The sequence below is a fragment of the Citrobacter sp. CK188 genome (assembly GCF_030333525.1).
GTDB classification, from domain to species: domain Bacteria; phylum Pseudomonadota; class Gammaproteobacteria; order Enterobacterales; family Enterobacteriaceae; genus Citrobacter_B; species Citrobacter_B koseri.
In genome coordinates this window covers 1-17,524 of the sequence record NZ_JAOWFU010000037.1, presented here as the reverse complement: position 1 = coordinate 17,524, position 17,524 = coordinate 1, and the positions used below count along the sequence as shown (strand labels likewise).

At 58.3% G+C, this 17,524-nt stretch carries 20 protein-coding genes; all 20 read left to right on the top strand.

What is annotated here, in order from left to right:
* The first annotated feature begins 38 nt into the window (after positions 1–38).
* On the top strand, positions 39–1,088 hold the full coding sequence (locus tag OGV67_RS19795; protein ID WP_012135589.1) for an AI-2E family transporter: 1,050 nt from the start codon (positions 39–41) through the stop codon (positions 1,086–1,088).
* A gap of 324 nt (positions 1,089–1,412) precedes the next feature.
* A complete protein-coding gene (locus tag OGV67_RS19790; protein ID WP_125337100.1) occupies positions 1,413–1,790 on the top strand; it encodes a hypothetical protein in 378 nt (125 codons plus the stop codon).
* Positions 1,791–1,941: 151 nt separating this feature from the next.
* Entirely contained in the window at positions 1,942–3,003 is a 1,062-nt protein-coding gene (locus OGV67_RS19785) for a class I SAM-dependent methyltransferase (protein WP_012135593.1), read from the top strand.
* Positions 3,004–3,060: 57 nt separating this feature from the next.
* On the top strand, positions 3,061–3,783 hold the full coding sequence (locus OGV67_RS19780; protein WP_110493698.1) for a beta-ketoacyl synthase chain length factor: 723 nt from the start codon (positions 3,061–3,063) through the stop codon (positions 3,781–3,783).
* A gap of 41 nt (positions 3,784–3,824) precedes the next feature.
* A complete protein-coding gene (locus tag OGV67_RS19775; RefSeq protein WP_228096617.1) occupies positions 3,825–4,595 on the top strand; it encodes a lysophospholipid acyltransferase family protein in 771 nt (256 codons plus the stop codon).
* Complete coding sequence (locus tag OGV67_RS19770) at positions 4,576–4,833, top strand: phosphopantetheine-binding protein (RefSeq protein WP_024131035.1); 258 nt, start codon at positions 4,576–4,578, stop codon at positions 4,831–4,833. The genes OGV67_RS19775 and OGV67_RS19770 overlap by 20 nt, the downstream gene beginning before the upstream one ends.
* A gap of 12 nt (positions 4,834–4,845) precedes the next feature.
* Entirely contained in the window at positions 4,846–5,097 is a 252-nt protein-coding gene (locus OGV67_RS19765; RefSeq protein WP_012135597.1) for an acyl carrier protein, read from the top strand.
* Between the two features lie 6 nt (positions 5,098–5,103).
* Positions 5,104–5,685, top strand: coding sequence for a COG4648 family protein (locus OGV67_RS19760; RefSeq protein ID WP_024131036.1), 582 nt, complete (start codon positions 5,104–5,106; stop codon positions 5,683–5,685).
* A complete protein-coding gene (locus OGV67_RS19755; RefSeq protein WP_110493695.1) occupies positions 5,682–7,043 on the top strand; it encodes a class I adenylate-forming enzyme family protein in 1,362 nt (453 codons plus the stop codon). Before OGV67_RS19760 ends, OGV67_RS19755 begins: the two co-directional genes overlap by 4 nt.
* Positions 7,030–7,383, top strand: a complete 354-nt coding sequence (locus OGV67_RS19750; RefSeq protein WP_049011356.1) for an ApeI family dehydratase — start codon at positions 7,030–7,032, stop codon at positions 7,381–7,383. Before OGV67_RS19755 ends, OGV67_RS19750 begins: the two co-directional genes overlap by 14 nt.
* Positions 7,374–9,065 carry a glycosyltransferase family 2 protein gene (locus OGV67_RS19745; protein ID WP_115614339.1) on the top strand — a complete coding sequence of 564 codons (1,692 nt, stop codon included), beginning with the start codon at positions 7,374–7,376 and terminating at the stop codon, positions 9,063–9,065. The genes OGV67_RS19750 and OGV67_RS19745 overlap by 10 nt, the downstream gene beginning before the upstream one ends.
* Before the next feature lie 3 nt (positions 9,066–9,068).
* Positions 9,069–9,491 carry an acyl-CoA thioesterase gene (locus OGV67_RS19740; protein WP_012135602.1) on the top strand — a complete coding sequence of 141 codons (423 nt, stop codon included), beginning with the start codon at positions 9,069–9,071 and terminating at the stop codon, positions 9,489–9,491.
* Complete coding sequence (locus tag OGV67_RS19735) at positions 9,488–10,093, top strand: LolA family protein (RefSeq protein ID WP_012135603.1); 606 nt, start codon at positions 9,488–9,490, stop codon at positions 10,091–10,093. Before OGV67_RS19740 ends, OGV67_RS19735 begins: the two co-directional genes overlap by 4 nt.
* Complete coding sequence (locus tag OGV67_RS19730) at positions 10,062–12,386, top strand: MMPL family transporter (protein WP_115614338.1); 2,325 nt, start codon at positions 10,062–10,064, stop codon at positions 12,384–12,386. The genes OGV67_RS19735 and OGV67_RS19730 overlap by 32 nt, the downstream gene beginning before the upstream one ends.
* 122 nt (positions 12,387–12,508) lie before the next feature.
* Positions 12,509–13,060, top strand: coding sequence for a DUF3261 domain-containing protein (locus OGV67_RS19725; RefSeq protein ID WP_198448740.1), 552 nt, complete (start codon positions 12,509–12,511; stop codon positions 13,058–13,060).
* Between the two features lies 1 nt (position 13,061).
* The gene (locus OGV67_RS19720; protein ID WP_115181018.1) at positions 13,062–14,231 is read left to right on the top strand and encodes a beta-ketoacyl-[acyl-carrier-protein] synthase family protein; all 1,170 of its coding nucleotides are present in this window, start codon (positions 13,062–13,064) and stop codon (positions 14,229–14,231) included.
* On the top strand, positions 14,228–14,704 hold the full coding sequence (locus OGV67_RS19715; protein ID WP_023285755.1) for a hotdog family protein: 477 nt from the start codon (positions 14,228–14,230) through the stop codon (positions 14,702–14,704). The genes OGV67_RS19720 and OGV67_RS19715 overlap by 4 nt, the downstream gene beginning before the upstream one ends.
* Positions 14,701–15,432 carry a 3-ketoacyl-ACP reductase FabG2 gene (locus tag OGV67_RS19710; protein ID WP_104868075.1) on the top strand — a complete coding sequence of 244 codons (732 nt, stop codon included), beginning with the start codon at positions 14,701–14,703 and terminating at the stop codon, positions 15,430–15,432. The genes OGV67_RS19715 and OGV67_RS19710 overlap by 4 nt, the downstream gene beginning before the upstream one ends.
* Entirely contained in the window at positions 15,429–16,658 is a 1,230-nt protein-coding gene (locus OGV67_RS19705; protein ID WP_286465974.1) for a beta-ketoacyl-ACP synthase, read from the top strand. The genes OGV67_RS19710 and OGV67_RS19705 overlap by 4 nt, the downstream gene beginning before the upstream one ends.
* 1 nt (position 16,659) lies before the next feature.
* The gene (acpT, locus tag OGV67_RS19700) at positions 16,660–17,247 is read left to right on the top strand and encodes a 4'-phosphopantetheinyl transferase AcpT (protein WP_115181016.1); all 588 of its coding nucleotides are present in this window, start codon (positions 16,660–16,662) and stop codon (positions 17,245–17,247) included.
* Positions 17,248–17,524 lie beyond the last annotated feature (277 nt).

Genomic DNA, 17,524 nt, shown 5'->3' with positions numbered 1-17,524 from the left:
GGCGCTACACTTAGAAAAAATGCAAAAAGGAAGATGACATGACAACCCCTCACCCCGACAAAACGGGGATGCATATTCTGCTCAAACTGGCGTCGTTGGTCGTCATACTGGCAGGGCTCCATGCCGCAGCAGATATTATTGTGCAGCTCTTACTGGCGCTCTTTTTCGCCATTGTCCTCAACCCGCTGGTAACCTGGTTTATTCGTCGCGGCGTTAACCGCCCGGTGGCGATTACCCTCGTGGTGGTCGTGATGCTTATCGTACTGACGGCGCTGATCGGCGTGCTGGCTGCGTCAATCAATGAATTCGTCGCCATGCTGCCGAAATACAACAAGGAGCTGACGCGCAAGGTTCTGCATTTGCAGGAGATGCTGCCCTTCCTCAACCTGCACATGTCGCCGGAACGCCTGCTACAACGCATCGACTCCGATAAACTGATGACCTTCACCACCACACTGATGACCGGCCTTTCCGGGGCGATGGCAAGCGTAGTCCTGCTGGTGATGACGGTGGTGTTTATGCTGTTCGAAGTCCGCCACGTTCCCTACAAACTGCGTTTCGCGCTGAACAACCCACAAATTCACATTGCGGGTTTACACCGGGCGCTCAAAGGCGTGTCGCACTATCTGGCGCTGAAAACGCTGCTGAGCCTGTGGACCGGCGTGATTGTCTGGCTGGGGCTGGCGCTGATGGACATCCAGTTTGCGCTGATGTGGGGCGTGCTGGCGTTTTTACTCAACTATGTCCCTAATATTGGTTCGGTCATTTCAGCAGTGCCGCCGATGATTCAGGCGCTGCTGTTCAACGGTTTCTACGAATGCGTTCTGGTCGGCGCGCTCTTTCTGGTGGTGCATATGATCATCGGCAATATCCTGGAACCGCGCATGATGGGCCACCGCCTGGGAATGTCCACGCTGGTGGTGTTCCTCTCTTTACTGGTGTGGGGATGGTTATTAGGCCCGGTAGGGATGCTGCTTTCCGTTCCGCTTACCAGCGTCTGTAAGATCTGGATGGAGACCACCAAAGGCGGCAGCAAGCTGGCGATTTTACTGGGGCCGGGTCGCCCGAAAAGTCGGTTGCCCGGATAATTAATTTACCTACCAACCAGGGTAGTTTTTATCTACGCACCTGCCCGGTAAACTGTCATGCGTTTTAAATATATGTGGCAGTTTACCTTAAATGAAATATGTCCTGCCGCCCGTTATTTAATAAATAAGAAACAGCATTCACCGGAATAAAGCGACTTAACTCAAACAGATATAACAATACCGCATTCAGTCGGTTTTCGCGTGAAATGAAAAATGCATAAAATAAAAACCGACGCCATTATGGCTGGCGTTCGTTATTAATAAATTAATAAGCACATTATTAGTCAACTAGTTAATTGATAGGGAGTTTTCATGAAACAATTCATTAAATGGTTTGCCGCTATTGCGGTTGTGGGTGCTCTGGCGGGTTGCGCGCGTACTGCGCCTATCGATCAGGTGCACTCCAGCGTGAGCGCGGGCCATACTCAGGAGCAGGTCAAAAACGCCATTCTGAAGGCCGGCGTTCAACGTCAATGGATCATGTCTGAAGTCGGGCCTGGCGTTATCAAAGGACGTCAGCAGACGCGCAACCACGTCGCTGAAGTGCGCATTACCTACTCCGCCACCGGCTACGACATCAAATACGACAGCAGCCTCAATTTGCAGGCTTCCGGCGGCAAAATTCACAAAAACTACAACCGCTGGGTACATAACCTGGACAAAGACATCCAGGTTAACTTGTCCGCAGGCGCGGGTCTGTAATTCAGGCGGTACGCACTTTCATTCAGGTGGCATTGAGCTGAACGTTCACGCGTCAAAAGCGGCGGCCTGAAAGATGACGCGGATTATTAAAGTCGGGTCGAAGACGGCCCGATAACTCGCTTTTACCCCCTCTTAACAGGTTGTCCCCATTATGTACGAACAGGACTCGCTCAGCGCACTGGATGCCATCACGGAAGCACAACGTATCGCCTTCGCCCCCATGCTTTTCCAGGCCGCATTGTGTCTGCGTAACGCGGGTGTGCTGACATATCTGGATCGGCAGGGTAAACGCGGCGCAACGCTCGACGATATCACTGAAAACAGCAGCATCAATGAATATGCCGCCAGCGTACTGCTGGATATGGGATTAAGCGGACGTATTATTACTCACAAAGAGGGGCATTATTATCTCGCGAAGGTGGGGCATTTTCTTCTGCATGACGCCATGACCCGCATAAATATGGATTTCACCCAGGATGTTTGCTATCAGGGGCTGTTTTATCTGGAAAATGCGCTAAAGGAAGGCAAACCGTCAGGACTGAAAATATTCGGCGACTGGCCAACGATTTATCCCGCGCTGTCGCAATTACCGCAGGCGGCGCGTGACAGTTGGTTCGCCTTCGATCATTACTATTCCGACGGCGCATTTGACGCCGCGCTGCCTTATGTATTCGCCAGTCGCCCGGCAACCCTGTACGATGTGGGCGGAAATACCGGGAAATGGGCATTACGCTGCTGCCAGTACGATGAAAATATCGCGGTCACTTTATTAGATTTGCCACAACAAATTGCACTTGCCCGTAAAAATATCGAAAATGCAGGATTATCTCATCGCATAGATTTCCATGCAGTGGATATGCTGGGTGATACGCCTTTACCTGGAGAGGCCGATATCTGGTGGATGAGCCAATTTCTGGACTGCTTTTCACCGGAACAGATTATCACCATGCTCAGTAACGTTGCCCGCGTGATGAAACCCGGCGCAAGGCTGTGCATTATGGAGCTGTTCTGGGATGCGCAGAAATTTGAAGCGGCCTCTTTTAGCCTGAATGCGTCTTCGCTTTATTTTACCTGTATGGCAAATGGCAACAGCCGTTTCTACAGCGTAGAGAAGTTTTATCACTATCTGGACATGGCAGGGTTCCAGGTGGATGAACGCCATGACAACCTGGGCGTTGGGCATACTTTATTGATATGCCAAAAGAAAAAATAACAAAGTGACGTTAAAAAAACGTCACTGGTATCACCGGATTACCGCGGACGCGCGTTGATGAAATTTGCACTAAACATAACAGACTGGCAGGCCAGAGCCCCAGGACTTAGCGAAGCGACCCACTGGCAGCAGTGGTCGCGGGAGCCGTACGCCATCGATCCCGCCGCGCCGCAGGCAAAACTGCACGAACTCCCGATGATGACCGCCCGGCGGCTCAGTTCCGGCAGCAAACTGGCGGTAGAGTGCGGGCTGGCCATGCTGCGTCGCCACGATATCGACGCGGTGCTCTATACCAGCCGCCACGGCGAACTGGAGCGTAACTACCGCATCCTGCACGCGCTGGCGATGGAACAGGCTCTCTCTCCCACCGATTTCGCCCTGTCAGTACACAATTCCGCGGTCGGTAATCTGACCATTGCCGCAAAACAGCCAGTTGTCTCATCCTCGCTTTCCGCCGGGAGAGACACCTTCCAGCAAGGATTGTGCGAAGTGATGTGCCTGCTTCAGGCGGGTTATCAGCGGGTACTGATGGTCGATTTCGACGGCTTTCTGCCCGAGTTTTACCATCCGCGATTACCACCGCAGATGCCGACCTGGCCTTACGCCGTCGCCTTTATCATTGAAGCGGGGAATTCGCTGTCCTGCGCCACGCGTCCCGGCGCGCCTCAGGATGAAACACCGCTTCCGCAAAGCCTGCTGTTTTTACAGCGTTACTTACAAAACGCCGACGCCTTTACGCTACCGGGCGAGCGGGTAGAGTGGCAGTGGAGCCGCGCGTGAATACGCTTCTGGCGCGCCTGGATTGGGCATGGCGACTGGTGATGACCGGTTTTTGTTTTGCCCTGTTCGGCATCGGCGGGCTGTTGCTTTCTGTCGTGTGGTTCAACTTATTGTTACTATTGGTATGGAACCCCGTCAGACGCCGCCGCCTGGCCCGTCGCAGCATTGCGGCCAGTTTTCGCGCCTTTTTAACGGTAGCGAAAACGCTTGGCGTTCTGGACTACCGCATTGAGGGAAGCGACGTGCTGCGACAGGAGAAAGGGTGTCTGGTGGTGGCGAACCATCCCACGCTTATCGATTACGTGCTGCTGGCTTCCGTCATGCCCGAAACCGACTGCCTGGTGAAGAGCGCACTGCTGAAAAACCCGTTCGTCAGCGGCGTTATTCGCGCGGCGGATTACCTGATCAACAGCCAGGCCGACGCGCTGTTACCGGCCTGCCAGCAGCGTCTGGATCAGGGCGACACAATATTGATTTTCCCCGAAGGGACGCGAACGCGACCCGGTGAAAAAATGACGCTGCAACGCGGCGCGGCCAATATCGCCGTGCGCTGCGGCAGCGATTTACGCGTAGTGACTATCCACTGTAGCGAGCATCTGCTGGATAAGCAGAGCAAATGGTATGACGTGCCTCCCGCGAAACCTCTGTTTACCGTAGAGGTGCGCGAGCGGATCGCGATCGACCCGTTTAACGATGCAAATTTACAAGAACCGGCGCTGGCGGCAAGGCAGTTGAACCGGCATCTTTTGCTTCAATTACAACCAGGTGCTACACCTCTTTCAGGAATTAATGATGCAAGCGCTCTACCTTGAAATTAAAAATCTCATAATAAATACGCTGAATCTGGACGAGCTGTCCGCTGACGATATCGATACCGAGGCAGCGCTCTTTGGTGATGGTTTAGGACTGGATTCGATCGATGCCCTTGAGCTGGGGCTGGCGGTGAAAAACCAGTATGGCGTGGTGCTCTCCGCAGAGAGCGAAGAGATGCGTCAGCACTTCTTTTCCGTCGCCACGCTGGCATCTTTCATTCACGCTCAACGAGCCTGAGGCGAGTCCGTTATGACAGAACAACATGCCATTTATGAAGAAGTCTCCGCGCTTCTGGTCAAACTGTTTGAAATCGACCCTCAGGACATCAAACCTGAGGCGCGCCTGTATGAAGATCTGGAGCTGGACAGCATCGACGCCGTCGACATGATCGTGCATCTGCAAAAGAAAACCGGTAAGAAAATCAAGCCGGAAGAGTTCAAAGCGGTGCGTACCGTGCAGGATGTCGTCGACGCCGTAGAACGCCTGCTGAAAGAAGCGTAATACGCCATGTCAGGCGCTCACGCGCGTATGGGTATTCAGTTGCTGACCGGCCTGATGCTGCTGGCCTGGCCATTTTTGATCTGGTTTGGGCTGACGCATAACAGCCTCCACTGGCTGCTGCCGCTGATGGCATTGCTGCTCTTTTTACGCTTTCGTCAGACCCGGCGACAGGCGGGGCCGCTGCGCGTCGTCACTCAGGTGGCGGCGGTGGCGGGCATAGCGCTTTGCGTCGCCAGCTATCTGCTTAAAACACATCAACTGCTGCTGTTTTACCCGGTCGTTGTTAACGGCGTCATGCTTGCCGTTTTTGGCGGCTCGCTGTGGACATCCATGCCGATTGTCGAACGTCTGGCGCGACTGCGTGAACCTGCGCTGCCGGAAGCCGCAGTGCGCTACACCCGTCGCGTAACACAAATCTGGTGCGCCTTTTTCATCGGCAACGGCGGTATTGCGCTCTTTACCGCGCTACACGGCGACATGGCGCTATGGACCGCCTGGAACGGCATGATTGCCTATCTGCTGATGGGCGCGTTGATGGCGGGCGAGTGGCTGGTGCGCCGCCAGGTGATTAAACGAGAAACACAATGAAGCAGACCCTTCCGCTCTCCCGCTGGCTCACCGCGCCACGCCCGGATGAAACGCCTGTTGCCTGGCTGGGTGAGGACACCTGGACGCTGGGCCACCTGCGCCATGACGTCGCGCAGTTGGTGAAACACCTGCAACAGCAGGAGGGCGAGCGCTGGGCGCTGTGTTTTGAGAACAGCTATCTGTTTATTGTTGCGCTGCTGGCAACGCTGCATAGCGGAAAAACGCCCGTTATTCCGGGGCATAACCGCGTCTCTCTGCTGGATGAGCAGCGCGCGCTGTTCAACGGCGTGCTCAGCGATAAGACGTCTGGCTGGCACGGCCCGCTGCTGGTGGTCAATACATCACGACAGTTCAGCGCAGAAGCCTTCACATTCGACGATATTGCCGCCGATGCCTTCGTTGAATTGTTTACCTCTGGCTCCACCGGTCAGCCCAAGCGCATCATCAAACCCATCGCGCGGCTGGATTGCGAGGCCGAACTGCTGGCGATGCGTTTTGCCGACCGTCTGGCTGGCTGTCGCGTCGTGGCGTCAGTCGTTCCTCAGCATCTGTACGGTCTGACTTTCCGTATTTTCCTGCCGATGGCGCTCGGCCTGCCGCTTCATGCCGCAATGCTCTACTACGCAGAGCAGCTTGCCGCGCTAAGCCACGACCACCGCTATGCGTTTATCAGCAGTCCGGCGTTCCTGAAACGCCTCGACCACCGGCTCACGCCGCCGCCGGTCAACATGATCCTTTCCGCAGGCGGTATGCTGCCCTGGGGCGATGTCACGCAAACCGCCGCCTGGCTCAATATCTGGCCGGATGAAATCTATGGCAGCACCGAAACCGGCATTCTCGCCTGGCGCTACCGCCAGCAGGAGGAGATCGCCTGGCTCCCCTTCCCCGGCGTACATTTTCAGCCGGAGGGCGAAGCATTTCGCGCCTTTTCGCCGCTGATCGTGCAGCAGGACGGCCTGTTGCTCGACGATATCCTCCAGTTTGATGAGAACGGCCAGTTCCGCCTGATGGGACGCCGGGGGCGCGTCGTCAAAATTGAAGAGAAACGGATCTCGCTCAGCGAAGTTGAACAGCGGCTGCTGGAGCTGAAGGGCATCCGCGAGGCGGTCGCGTTGCCTGTTTCACGCGGCGGTCGCCAGGGCATTGGCGTTCTGCTGGTGCTGGATGACGAAACCCGCCAACAATGGCAGCGCTGCGGCGGCAAAGCCCAGGAGCTGACCTGGCGTCGTTCGCTGCTGCCGTGGCTGGAGCCGGTTGCCGTACCTCGCTACTGGCGCGTGATCGACGAGATCCCGGTCAACAGTATGAACAAGCGTGTCTATGCGCAATTACAGGAGTTATTTCATGATACCCCATGAAATTGAGCGCCATCAGGCACAACCCCAACAGCTTGAGATCGTCCTGCATCTCGACCCTTCCCTGTTCTGGTTCAGCGGCCACTTTACCGTGCAGCCGCTGTTGCCTGGCGTCGCGCAGCTGGACTGGGTGATGCATTACGCCACCACGCTGCTCACGCCCGGCTGGCGTTTTCACAGCATCCAGAACGTCAAATTCCAGGCGCCGCTGCTGCCTGAAACCACGGTGACGCTGACCCTGAGCTGGCAGGAAACCCGCCAGCTCCTGACGTTTAGCTATCAGCGCCACGATGGCGACGCGCGGCATACCGCCAGCAGCGGGAAGATCCGGTTATGCCGTTGACCTTCACTCCCTGCGTGCTCATCCCCTGCTACAACCACGGCGCGATGATGGCGCGGGTGCTGGCGCGGCTACAGCCGTTTAATCTGCCCTGCATTGTGGTGGATGACGGCAGTGACGAAACAACACGTCAGCGATTAGCACAGCTGGCGGCTCAGGAACCGAACCTGACGCTGATCCGCCTGCCGGAAAACGCGGGCAAAGGCGCTGCGGTGATTCGTGGGCTACAGGCAGCCTCAGACGCGGGATTTACCCACGCGGTGCAGGTGGACGCCGACGGCCAGCATGCCATTGAGGATATTCCGAAGCTGCTCGAACTGGCGCAGGAAAACCCAGCCGCGCTGATCTCCGGGCAGCCGATCTATGACGATTCCATTCCCCGTTCGCGCCTGTACGGTCGCTGGATAACCCACGTCTGGGTATGGATTGAAACGCTTTCATTCCAGTTGAAAGACAGCATGTGCGGGTTTCGCGTGTATCCGGTCGCCCCTGTGCTGCAACTGGCGCAGCGCGTCACGCTCGGCAAACGGATGGACTTCGACACCGAAGTCATGGTGCGCCTCTACTGGCAGGGCAACACCAGCTATTTTTTCCCGACCCGCGTGACCTATCCGCTGGATGGACTGTCCCATTTTGACGCGCTAAAAGACAACTGCCGAATTTCACTGATGCACACCCGTTTGTTCTTCGGCATGCTGCCGCGCATCCCGTCTTTGCTGTTTCGCCGCTCGTCGCCGCACTGGGCGCGCCAGCAGGAAGTTAAAGGGCTGTGGGGAATGCGTCTGATGCTGCTGGTCTGGCGTCTGCTTGGGCGTAAGGCGTTCTCGCTGCTGCTTTATCCGGTGGTCGGCGTCTACTGGCTGACGGCAGCGCACGCCCGCAACGCGTCGCAACACTGGCTAGCCCGCGTGCGAACGCAACTGACGTCACGCCAGCGCCCCGTTCCGTCCCGGCTGACCAGCTTCCACCACTTTCTGCGTTTTGGCGAGGCGATGCTGGATAAAATCGCCAGCTGGCGCGGGGAGCTACAGTTTGGCCGCGATGTGGTCTTTGCGCCGGGCGCAGAAGAGACGCTCAACATCACGGCGCCAACGGGCAAACTGTTGCTGGCCTCGCATCTGGGCGATGTCGAAGCCTGCCGCGCGCTGGCGCAATTGCAGGGCAGCAAAACCATCAACGCTCTGGTGTTCAGCGACAATGCCCAACGTTTTAAGCAGATCATGGACGAGATGGCGCCGCAGGCCGGGCTGAACCTGATGCCCGTCACCGACATCGGCCCGGATACCGCCATCCTGCTGAAAGAGAAGCTGGAACGCGGCGAGTGGATCGCCATTGTTGGCGACCGTATTGCGGTTAACCCACAGCGTGGCGGCGAGTGGCGCGTCTGCTGGAGTCGTTTTATGGGTCAGCCCGCGCCGTTTCCGCAGGGGCCATTTATTCTGGCCTCCATCCTGCGCTGCCCGGTTCAGCTTATTTTCGCTCTGCGCCAGAACGGGAAACGGCATATCCACTGTGAACCGTTCGCCGACCCGCTGCTGTTGCCGCGCGCCGAACGCCAGCAGGCATTACAGCAGGCCATCGACCGCTACGCCGAACGCCTTGAGCACTACGCGCTACAGTCGCCGCTCGACTGGTTTAATTTTTTCGATTTCTGGCAACTGCCGGATGCCAAAAACAAGGAGTAAAGGGTGCTTAACGATCCCCGTTTTACTGCTGAAGTAGAGCTGACCATTCCGTTCCACGACGTCGATATGATGGGCGTCGCGTGGCACGGCAACTATTTCCGCTACTTCGAGATTGCCCGTGAGGCGCTGCTCAACCAGTTCGACTATGGCTACCGCCAGATGAAAGCGTCCGGCTACCTGTGGCCCGTGGTCGATACCCGCGTGAAGTACCGCAACGCGCTGACATTCGAACAACGCATTCGGGTGCGCGCCCGTCTTGAAGAGTACGAAAACCGCCTGCGCATCGGCTACGAAATTTTTGATGCGCAGACGGGAAAACGCGCCACGACGGGTTACACCATCCAGGTAGCGGTAGAAGAGAAAAGCCGCGAGATGTGCTTCGTCAGCCCGGATATTTTGTTTGAACGTATGGGAGTAACGCCATGAGATTCCTGCCGCTGCTGGCGCTGATCATCAGCCCGTTCGTGAGCGCTCTGACGCTCGACGATCTGCAACAGCGCTTTACCGAACAGCCGGTTGTCCGCGCCCACTTCGATCAAACCCGGACGATTAAGGATCTGCCGCAGCCGCTGCGATCCCAGGGCAGGATGCTGATCGCTCGCGACCAGGGGCTGCTGTGGGATCAAACCGCCCCGTTCCCGATGCAGCTGCTGCTGGACGACAAACGGATGGTACAGGTGATCAACGGCCAGCCGCCGCAAGTCATCACCGCCGAAAACAACCCGCAGATGTTCCAGTTTAACCACCTGCTGCGCGCGCTGTTCCAGGCTGACCGCAGCGTGCTGGAGCAGAACTTCCGCGTCGATTTCGCCGATAAAGGCGAGGGGCGCTGGGCGCTGCGGCTGACGCCGATCACCACGCCGCTGGACAAGATTTTCGCCACGATTAACCTGGCCGGACAAACGTATCTGGAGTCAATCCAACTGAATGATAAACAAGGTGATCGCACGGATATCGCACTCACTCAACACCAACTGACGCCCGCTCAACTGACCGATGACGAACGCCAACGTTTTACCGCGCAATAACCGTAAAAGCCTCGCGCTGCTATGGGGTGTCGCCTGCCTGATTATGTTGGGCGCATTGCTGACGCTGCTGCCCCAGTCACGGCTGAACAGCAGCGTGCTGGCAATGCTGCCAAAACAGGCTTTAGGGAACATTCCGCCTGGCCTGAACGACGGTTTCATGCAGCGCCTCGACCAACAGCTGGTCTGGCTGGTAAGCCCGGGTAAACAGGCCGATCCGCAGGTGGCGCGCGACTGGCTCGCGCTGTTGCAAAAATCCCACGCGCTGTCGGACGTCAAAGGCCCGATGGACGCCGACAGCCAGCAGGCATGGGGCGCCTTTTTCTGGCAGCATCGCAACGGCCTGATCGATGAGGCCACCCGCACTCGTCTGCAAAACGGCGGCGACGCGCAGGCGCAGTGGATTCTGTCTCAGCTGTATTCCGCCTTCTCCGGGGTGAGCGGTAAAGAGCTGCAAAACGATCCGCTGATGCTGATGCGCGGTTCGCAGCTGGCGATGGCGAAAAACGGCCAGCGTCTGCGGCTGATGGACGGCTGGCTGGTCACTCAGGATGAGCAGGGGCACTACTGGTATCTGCTGCACGGCGAGCTGGCCGGTTCGTCGTTTGATATGCAGCAAACGCACCAACTCGTCACCACGCTCAGCGCGCTGGAAGGTGAACTAAAAACGCGTTATCCACAGGCGCAGCTGCTGTCGCGCGGTACGGTTTTTTACAGTGATTACGCCAGCCAGCAGGCGAAACAGGATATCTCCACCCTTGGCGTGGCGACGGTTCTGGGCGTGATTCTGCTGATCGTGGCGGTCTTTCGCTCGCTGCGCCCGCTGCTGCTGTGCCTGATATCAATTGGCGTCGGCGCGCTGGCCGGAACCGTCGTCACCCTGCTGATTTTCGGCGAGCTGCACCTGATGACGCTGGTGATGAGCATGAGCATCATCGGCATTTCGGCCGACTATACGCTTTATTACCTGACCGAGCGCATGGTGCACGGCAACGACGCGTCGCCGTGGCAGAGCCTCGCCAAAGTGCGTAACGCCCTGCTGCTGGCGCTGCTGACCACCGTCGCGGCGTATCTGATCATGATGCTCGCCCCTTTCCCCGGCATTCGCCAGATGGCGGTATTTGCCGCCGTGGGATTAAGCGCCTCCTGCCTGACGGTCATTTTCTGGCATCCGTGGCTGTGTCGCGGGCTGCCTGTGCGCCCCGTTCCGGCAATGGTGCTGATGTTGCGCTGGCTGGCGGCGTGGCGGCGCAATAAAAAACTGTCCATCGGCCTGCCTGTGGCGCTGGCGATCTTCTCGCTGGCGGGCATCGCAACGCTGCATGTGGATGACGATATTTCACAGCTACAGGCGCTGCCGCAGCAAATACTGGCGCAGGAAAAAGCGATCACCGCCCTGACCGGGCAGAGCGTCGATCAGAAATGGTTTGTGGTTTACGGTCAGTCCGCACAGCAAACGCTGGAGCGGCTGGAAGCCTTTACCCCAGCGCTGGAACAGGCAAAGCGTGACGGGCTGCTCAGCGGCTATCGCACGCTTCCGATCAACTCGCTCGCCCGTCAGCAGCAGGATCTGAAGCTACTGAAAAACGCCGCTCCGGCGGTGAGCCGCGCGCTACAGAATGCCGGGCTTTCCACGGTTAACCCGGATCTGAACGCCATGCCGGTAACGGTGGACGCCTGGCTTGCCAGCCCGGCCAGCGAAGGCTGGCGGCTGCTGTGGCTGACGCGGGAGAGTGGCGAAAGCGGCGTGCTGGTGCCGGTAGACGGCGTGAAGCGGAGCGCCGCGCTGAACGCCCTCGCCACGCAATATTCCGGCGTGGCGTGGGTTGACCGAAAAAGCACCTTTGACACGCTGTTCGCCCTCTATCGCAATGTGCTGACGGGACTGCTGTTTGTGGCGCTGGCGGTCATTGCCTGCGGCGCGATGATCAGGCTTGGCTGGCGCAAAGGGCTGGTAAGCCTGGTGCCGTCAGTGCTGTCGCTGGGCTGCGGTCTGGCGGCGCTGACATTGAGCGGCCATGCGGTCAATCTGTTCTCGCTATTAGCACTGGTGCTGGTGCTGGGGATTGGCATCAACTATACGCTGTTTTTCAGCAACCCACGCGGAACACCGCTGACCTCGCTGCTGGCGATTACGCTGGCGATGATGACCACGCTGCTGACCCTCGGCATGCTGGTCTTTAGCGCCACCCAGGCCATCAGCAGTTTCGGTATCGTACTGGTCAGCGGGATTTTCACCGCATTTCTGTTATCGCCTCTGGCAATGCCCGGTAAAAAAGAGAAAAAAAGAAGATGATCAAACAAACAGCGCGCTGGTTGAGACACCTTTTGCCGGATGGCGGCTTTGCCTTATCCGGCCTACGCCAGCGCACAAACCGCAGGCCGGATAAGCATAGTGCCATCCGGCAGTTTTTGCTGATGACCGCGGCACTCGTTCTGACCGGATGCAGCCACTCGCAGAAAGCGCCGGAAGGCCGCCCGCAGGCGTGGCTGGAACCCGGCGCGCGCGTCACGCTGCCTGCGCCGGGCATCTCTCCGGCGGTCAGTTCGCAACAACTGCTCACCGGCAGCTTTAACGGCAAAACCCAGTCGCTGCTGGTGATGCTCAATGCCGACGAGCAAAAAATCACCCTTGCCGGACTGTCGTCGGTTGGCATCCGCCTGTTCCTGGTCACCTATGATGAGAAAGGGTTGCACACCGAGCAGTCCATCGTGGTGCCGCAGTTGCCGCCCGCCAGCCAGGTTCTGGCCGACGTAATGCTCAGCCACTGGCCGATTAGCGCCTGGCAGCCGCAGTTGCCGACGGGCTGGACGCTCACCGACAACGGCGACAAACGCGAGCTGCGCAATGCCAGCGGTAAGCTGGTGACGGAAATTATCTATCTGAACCGCAAAGGCAAACGCGAGCCGATCAGCATTGAGCAGCATGTGTTCAAATACCACATCACCATTCAATATCTGGGTGACTGATATGATCTATATTTCTGCGATCGGTATGATCAACGCGCTGGGCAACGATACGGATGAGATCGCCACGAACCTGACGCGCGGCGTGGCGCCTGGTATGCGCCCTCGCCCCGGCTGGCTACAGGGGCATCCGCAGGCGGTGCTCGCCGGTGTTGACGGCGAACTGCCCGCCATCCCCGATGACTTTGCCGCTCACCGTTCGCGCAACAATCAGCTGCTGCTGGCCGCGCTCGCGCAGATCCAGCCCCGGGTGGATGAAGCCATCGCGCAGTATGGCCGCGATCGCGTCGCCGTGGTGCTCGGCACCAGCACCTCCGGCCTCGACGAGGGTGATGCCCATGTCAACCTGACGCTAAACGGCCAGGAAAGCCTCTCCTGGCAGTACCCGCAGCAGGAGCTGGGCGATCCGTCGCGCTTTCTCAACCACTGGCTGGCGCTTGATGGCCCGGCGTTCACCCTTTCCACCGCCTGTTCCTCCAGCGCCAGAGCGATCATCAGCGGACGCCGACTGATCGAAGCCGGTCTGGCGGACGTGGCGATTGTCGGCGGCGCGGACACCTTAAGCCGGATGCCGATTAACGGCTTCCACAGCCTGGAGTCGCTCTCTCCAACACGATGCCTGCCGTTCGGCCGGGATCGCAGCGGCATTACCATCGGTGAAGGGGCCGCGCTGATGCTGCTGACCCGCGAACCGCAGCCTGTCGCGCTGCTGGGCGTCGGCGAGTCCAGCGACGCGTACCATATTTCCGCGCCGCATCCGCAAGGTGAAGGCGCGATTCGCGCGATTACCCAGGCGCTCGATGACGCAGGCATCACGCCGACGCAGGTGGGTTATATCAACCTGCACGGCACCGCCACGCCGCTCAACGACCAGATCGAATCGAAAGTCGTGAGTGAACTGTTTGGCGAGAATGTGCCCTGTAGCTCCACCAAACATCTGACCGGGCACACGCTGGGCGCAGCAGGAATCACCGAAGCCGCCCTCAGCATGTTGATTCTGCAACACGACTTGCCGCTGCCGCCGCAGGATTTCAGCGATTCGCCGCGTGACCCGGCGTTGCCGCGCTGCGGTATCATCGAACAACCGCGCGCGCTTGAACGCCCGGTGATCTTATCTAACTCGTTCGCCTTTGGCGGCAACAACGCCAGCATTCTGCTCGGGAGGGTTTCATGAGTCGCTATTTATCACCCGGCGAGTATCTGCCGCATGACGCCCCCATGTTGCTGCTCGAAGACGTCGAGTGCGTCACGGACGAGTCCGCCGCCTGCCGCGTCACCGTGGCGCCAGGCGGCGTGCTGGCCCCGTTTCTTGACCCGCAGGGCAATCTGCCCGGCTGGTTCGCGCTGGAACTGATGGCGCAAACCGTCGGTGTCTGGTCAGGCTGGCATCGTCATCAACAGGGTCAGAGCGCCATCTCTTTGGGCATGGTGCTCGGCGCGCGTGAACTCGTCTGCGCCGCAGGCGCCCTCCCCGCCGGGGAAACGCTGACCATCAGGGCCACATTACTCATGCAGGATGAGCGTTTCGGCAGCTTTGAATGCACAATCGACGTGGGGGATGACACGCTGGCGACAGGCCGTGTAAATACGTTCCAGCCCACGCAGGAAGAACTCACCACGCTATTTCAACAGGGAGCTGCAACATGAGTCGTTCCGTTCTGGTTACCGGGGCCAGCAAAGGCATCGGTCGCGCCATCGCCCGTCAACTGGCGGCTGACGGCTTTGTTGTCGGGGTTCACTATCACCGTGACGCACAGGGTGCGCAAGAAACGCTGGATGCCATTCTCGCCGTCGGCGGCGCAGGCCGTCTGCTCAGTTTTGACGTCGCCAGTCGCGAGCAGTGCCGCGAGGTACTGGAGCAGGATATCGACGCGCATGGCCCGTGGTATGGCATAGTCAGCAACGCCGGGATCACCCGCGACGCTGCCTTTCCGGCGCTGAGCGACGACGACTGGGATGCCGTGATCCACACCAATCTCGACAGCTTTTACAATGTGATTCAGCCGTGCATCATGCCGATGATTAGCGCACGTCAGGGTGGACGGATCATTACCCTGTCATCCGTTTCCGGCGTGATGGGCAACCGTGGTCAGGTTAACTACAGCGCCGCAAAAGCGGGCATTATCGGTGCGACAAAAGCGCTGGCGATTGAGCTGGCAAAACGTAAAATCACCGTCAACTGCATCGCGCCGGGGCTGATTGACACCGGCATGATCGCAATGGAAGAGGCCGCGCTGAAAGAGGCGATGTCCATCATCCCAATGAAACGTATGGGCCAGGCAGATGAAGTGGCAGGGCTGGCCAGTTATTTAATGTCGGATATTGCGGGTTACGTTACCCGCCAGGTCATATCCATCAATGGAGGGATGTTATGACGCGTCGCGTTGTGATTACAGGCATGGGCGGCGTCACCGCGTTTGGCGAGAACTGGCAGGACGTTTCCACCAGACTGAAAGCTTACGAAAACGCCGTGCGCCAGATGCCGGAATGGCAGGTTTATGACGGACTGCATACGCTGCTCGGCGCGCCAGTCGATGATTTCACCCTACCGGCACACTATACCCGCAAGCGTATTCGGGCGATGGGCCGCGTGTCGCTCATGTCCACCCGCGCCACCGAACTGGCGCTGGAGCAGGCAGGGCTTATCGACGATGCGGTGCTGACCAACGGCGAAACCGGAATTGCCTATGGTTCTTCTACCGGCAGTACCGGCCCGGTGAGCGAATTCGCCACCATGCTGACGGAAAAACACACCAACAACATCACCGGCACCACTTACGTGCAGATGATGCCGCACACCACCGCCGTCAATACCGGGCTGTTCTTTGGCCTGCGGGGTCGCGTGATCCCGACATCCAGCGCCTGCACCTCCGGCAGTCAGGCGATTGGTTATGCCTGGGAAGCGATTTGTCACGGCTACCAGACGGTGATGGTCGCCGGTGGCGCAGAAGAGTTATGCCCGTCTGAAGCGGCGGTTTTTGACACGCTGTTCGCCACCAGCCAGCGCAATGACGAACCGAAAACGACGCCTTCGCCGTTCGATGAAAAGCGCGACGGTCTGGTGATTGGCGAAGGCGCAGGGACGCTGATTCTCGAAGAGCTGGAACATGCCAAAGCCCGAGGGGCGACCATTTACGGCGAAATCATCGGCTTTGCCACTAACTGCGACGCCGCGCATATCACCCAGCCACAGCGTGAAACCATGCAGATTTGCATGGAACAATCGCTGAAAATAGCAGGCTTAAGCGCACGGGATATAGGGTACATTTCCGCCCACGGCACGGCGACCGATCGGGGCGATATCGCAGAAAGTCAGGCAACGGCCGCAATTTATAGCGATAATGTGCCGATCTCCTCGCTAAAAAGCTACTTTGGGCATACCCTTGGCGCCTGCGGGGCACTGGAAGCCTGGATGAGTCTGCAAATGATGCGTGAAGGTTGGTTTGCACCTACGCTAAACTTGAGTCAGCCGGATACCCAATGTGGCGCGCTGGATTACATCATGGGTGAAGCCCGCAAGATTGATTGTGAATTTTTGCAAAGCAACAACTTTGCGTTTGGCGGCATCAATACTTCTATCATTATTAAACGTTGGCCCTGATATGTACCGGATTGTTCTGGGAAAAGTTTCGACACTGAGCACAGGCGCGTTGCCGTCGCCACTGTACGCACAGGCGCCACAGGGCGCTCGCCGCGCGCGCTGGCTGGCCGGTCGCGTGCTGCTTTCCCATGCCCTTTCGCCATTGCCGGAGATTGTGTATGGCGAACAGGGAAAACCTGCTTTTTCTCCTGACACCCGGCTCTGGTTTAACCTGAGTCATAGCGGGGACGATATCGCCCTGCTGCTGAGCGACGAGGGCGAAGTCGGCTGCGACATTGAAGTGATCCGCCCGCGAGATAACTGGCGGTCGCTGGCCAACGCGGTGTTCAGCCTTGGCGAACATGCGGAAGTAGAAGCCGAACATCCCGAACAACAGCTGGCGGCGTTCTGGCGCATCTGGACGCGCAAAGAGGCTATCGTAAAACAGCGCGGCGGCAGCGCCTGGCAAATCGTCAGCGTGGACAGCACGCTCAACTCGGCGTTGTCGGTCAGCCAGTGCCAGCTCGATACCCTGAGTCTGGCGGTCTGCACGCCGACACCGTTCACGCTGACCGCCGATTGCGTGCAGCGCCTGGAATCCATCGCGTAAATTTGTATGTCATGCCTGCCGTTAAATCTTTACGGAGAACATTTCATTCTGACGCGTGATTCCGTTCACTTTAGGTTCAGCAGTTCTCTGGAATTTCATCACCCGTGAACGCGTTAAGGGGGCTATCTTTGCCCCCTTAACAATCCCCGCTCCCGGCAGGAAAATTGTTGCTTCGCAATACCCTCCGCTTATTCCTTCAGGCTACCGGGGCGGGCGCGAGGTAGCGTCCCTGCAAAACGCGCCCTGAACCCGCATCCATGCGGGTTCCTCCGGCCTT

What these genes read in the sequence shown, in the direction of transcription:
- OGV67_RS19795 (WP_012135589.1), top strand. Translation starts at nt 39, where the DNA reads ATGACAACCCCTCACCCCGACAAAACGGGGATGCATATTCTGCTCAAA.
- OGV67_RS19785 (WP_012135593.1), top strand. Translation starts at nt 1,942, where the DNA reads ATGTACGAACAGGACTCGCTCAGCGCACTGGATGCCATCACGGAAGCA.
- OGV67_RS19780 (WP_110493698.1), top strand. Translation starts at nt 3,061, where the DNA reads ATGAAATTTGCACTAAACATAACAGACTGGCAGGCCAGAGCCCCAGGA.
- OGV67_RS19775 (WP_228096617.1), top strand. Translation starts at nt 3,825, where the DNA reads ATGACCGGTTTTTGTTTTGCCCTGTTCGGCATCGGCGGGCTGTTGCTT.
- OGV67_RS19770 (WP_024131035.1), top strand. Translation starts at nt 4,576, where the DNA reads ATGCAAGCGCTCTACCTTGAAATTAAAAATCTCATAATAAATACGCTG.
- OGV67_RS19765 (WP_012135597.1), top strand. Translation starts at nt 4,846, where the DNA reads ATGACAGAACAACATGCCATTTATGAAGAAGTCTCCGCGCTTCTGGTC.
- OGV67_RS19760 (WP_024131036.1), top strand. Translation starts at nt 5,104, where the DNA reads ATGTCAGGCGCTCACGCGCGTATGGGTATTCAGTTGCTGACCGGCCTG.
- OGV67_RS19755 (WP_110493695.1), top strand. Translation starts at nt 5,682, where the DNA reads ATGAAGCAGACCCTTCCGCTCTCCCGCTGGCTCACCGCGCCACGCCCG.
- OGV67_RS19750 (WP_049011356.1), top strand. Translation starts at nt 7,030, where the DNA reads ATGATACCCCATGAAATTGAGCGCCATCAGGCACAACCCCAACAGCTT.
- OGV67_RS19745 (WP_115614339.1), top strand. Translation starts at nt 7,374, where the DNA reads ATGCCGTTGACCTTCACTCCCTGCGTGCTCATCCCCTGCTACAACCAC.
- OGV67_RS19735 (WP_012135603.1), top strand. Translation starts at nt 9,488, where the DNA reads ATGAGATTCCTGCCGCTGCTGGCGCTGATCATCAGCCCGTTCGTGAGC.
- OGV67_RS19730 (WP_115614338.1), top strand. Translation starts at nt 10,062, where the DNA reads ATGACGAACGCCAACGTTTTACCGCGCAATAACCGTAAAAGCCTCGCG.
- OGV67_RS19725 (WP_198448740.1), top strand. Translation starts at nt 12,509, where the DNA reads ATGACCGCGGCACTCGTTCTGACCGGATGCAGCCACTCGCAGAAAGCG.
- OGV67_RS19720 (WP_115181018.1), top strand. Translation starts at nt 13,062, where the DNA reads ATGATCTATATTTCTGCGATCGGTATGATCAACGCGCTGGGCAACGAT.
- OGV67_RS19715 (WP_023285755.1), top strand. Translation starts at nt 14,228, where the DNA reads ATGAGTCGCTATTTATCACCCGGCGAGTATCTGCCGCATGACGCCCCC.
- OGV67_RS19710 (WP_104868075.1), top strand. Translation starts at nt 14,701, where the DNA reads ATGAGTCGTTCCGTTCTGGTTACCGGGGCCAGCAAAGGCATCGGTCGC.
- OGV67_RS19705 (WP_286465974.1), top strand. Translation starts at nt 15,429, where the DNA reads ATGACGCGTCGCGTTGTGATTACAGGCATGGGCGGCGTCACCGCGTTT.
- acpT (WP_115181016.1), top strand. Translation starts at nt 16,660, where the DNA reads ATGTACCGGATTGTTCTGGGAAAAGTTTCGACACTGAGCACAGGCGCG.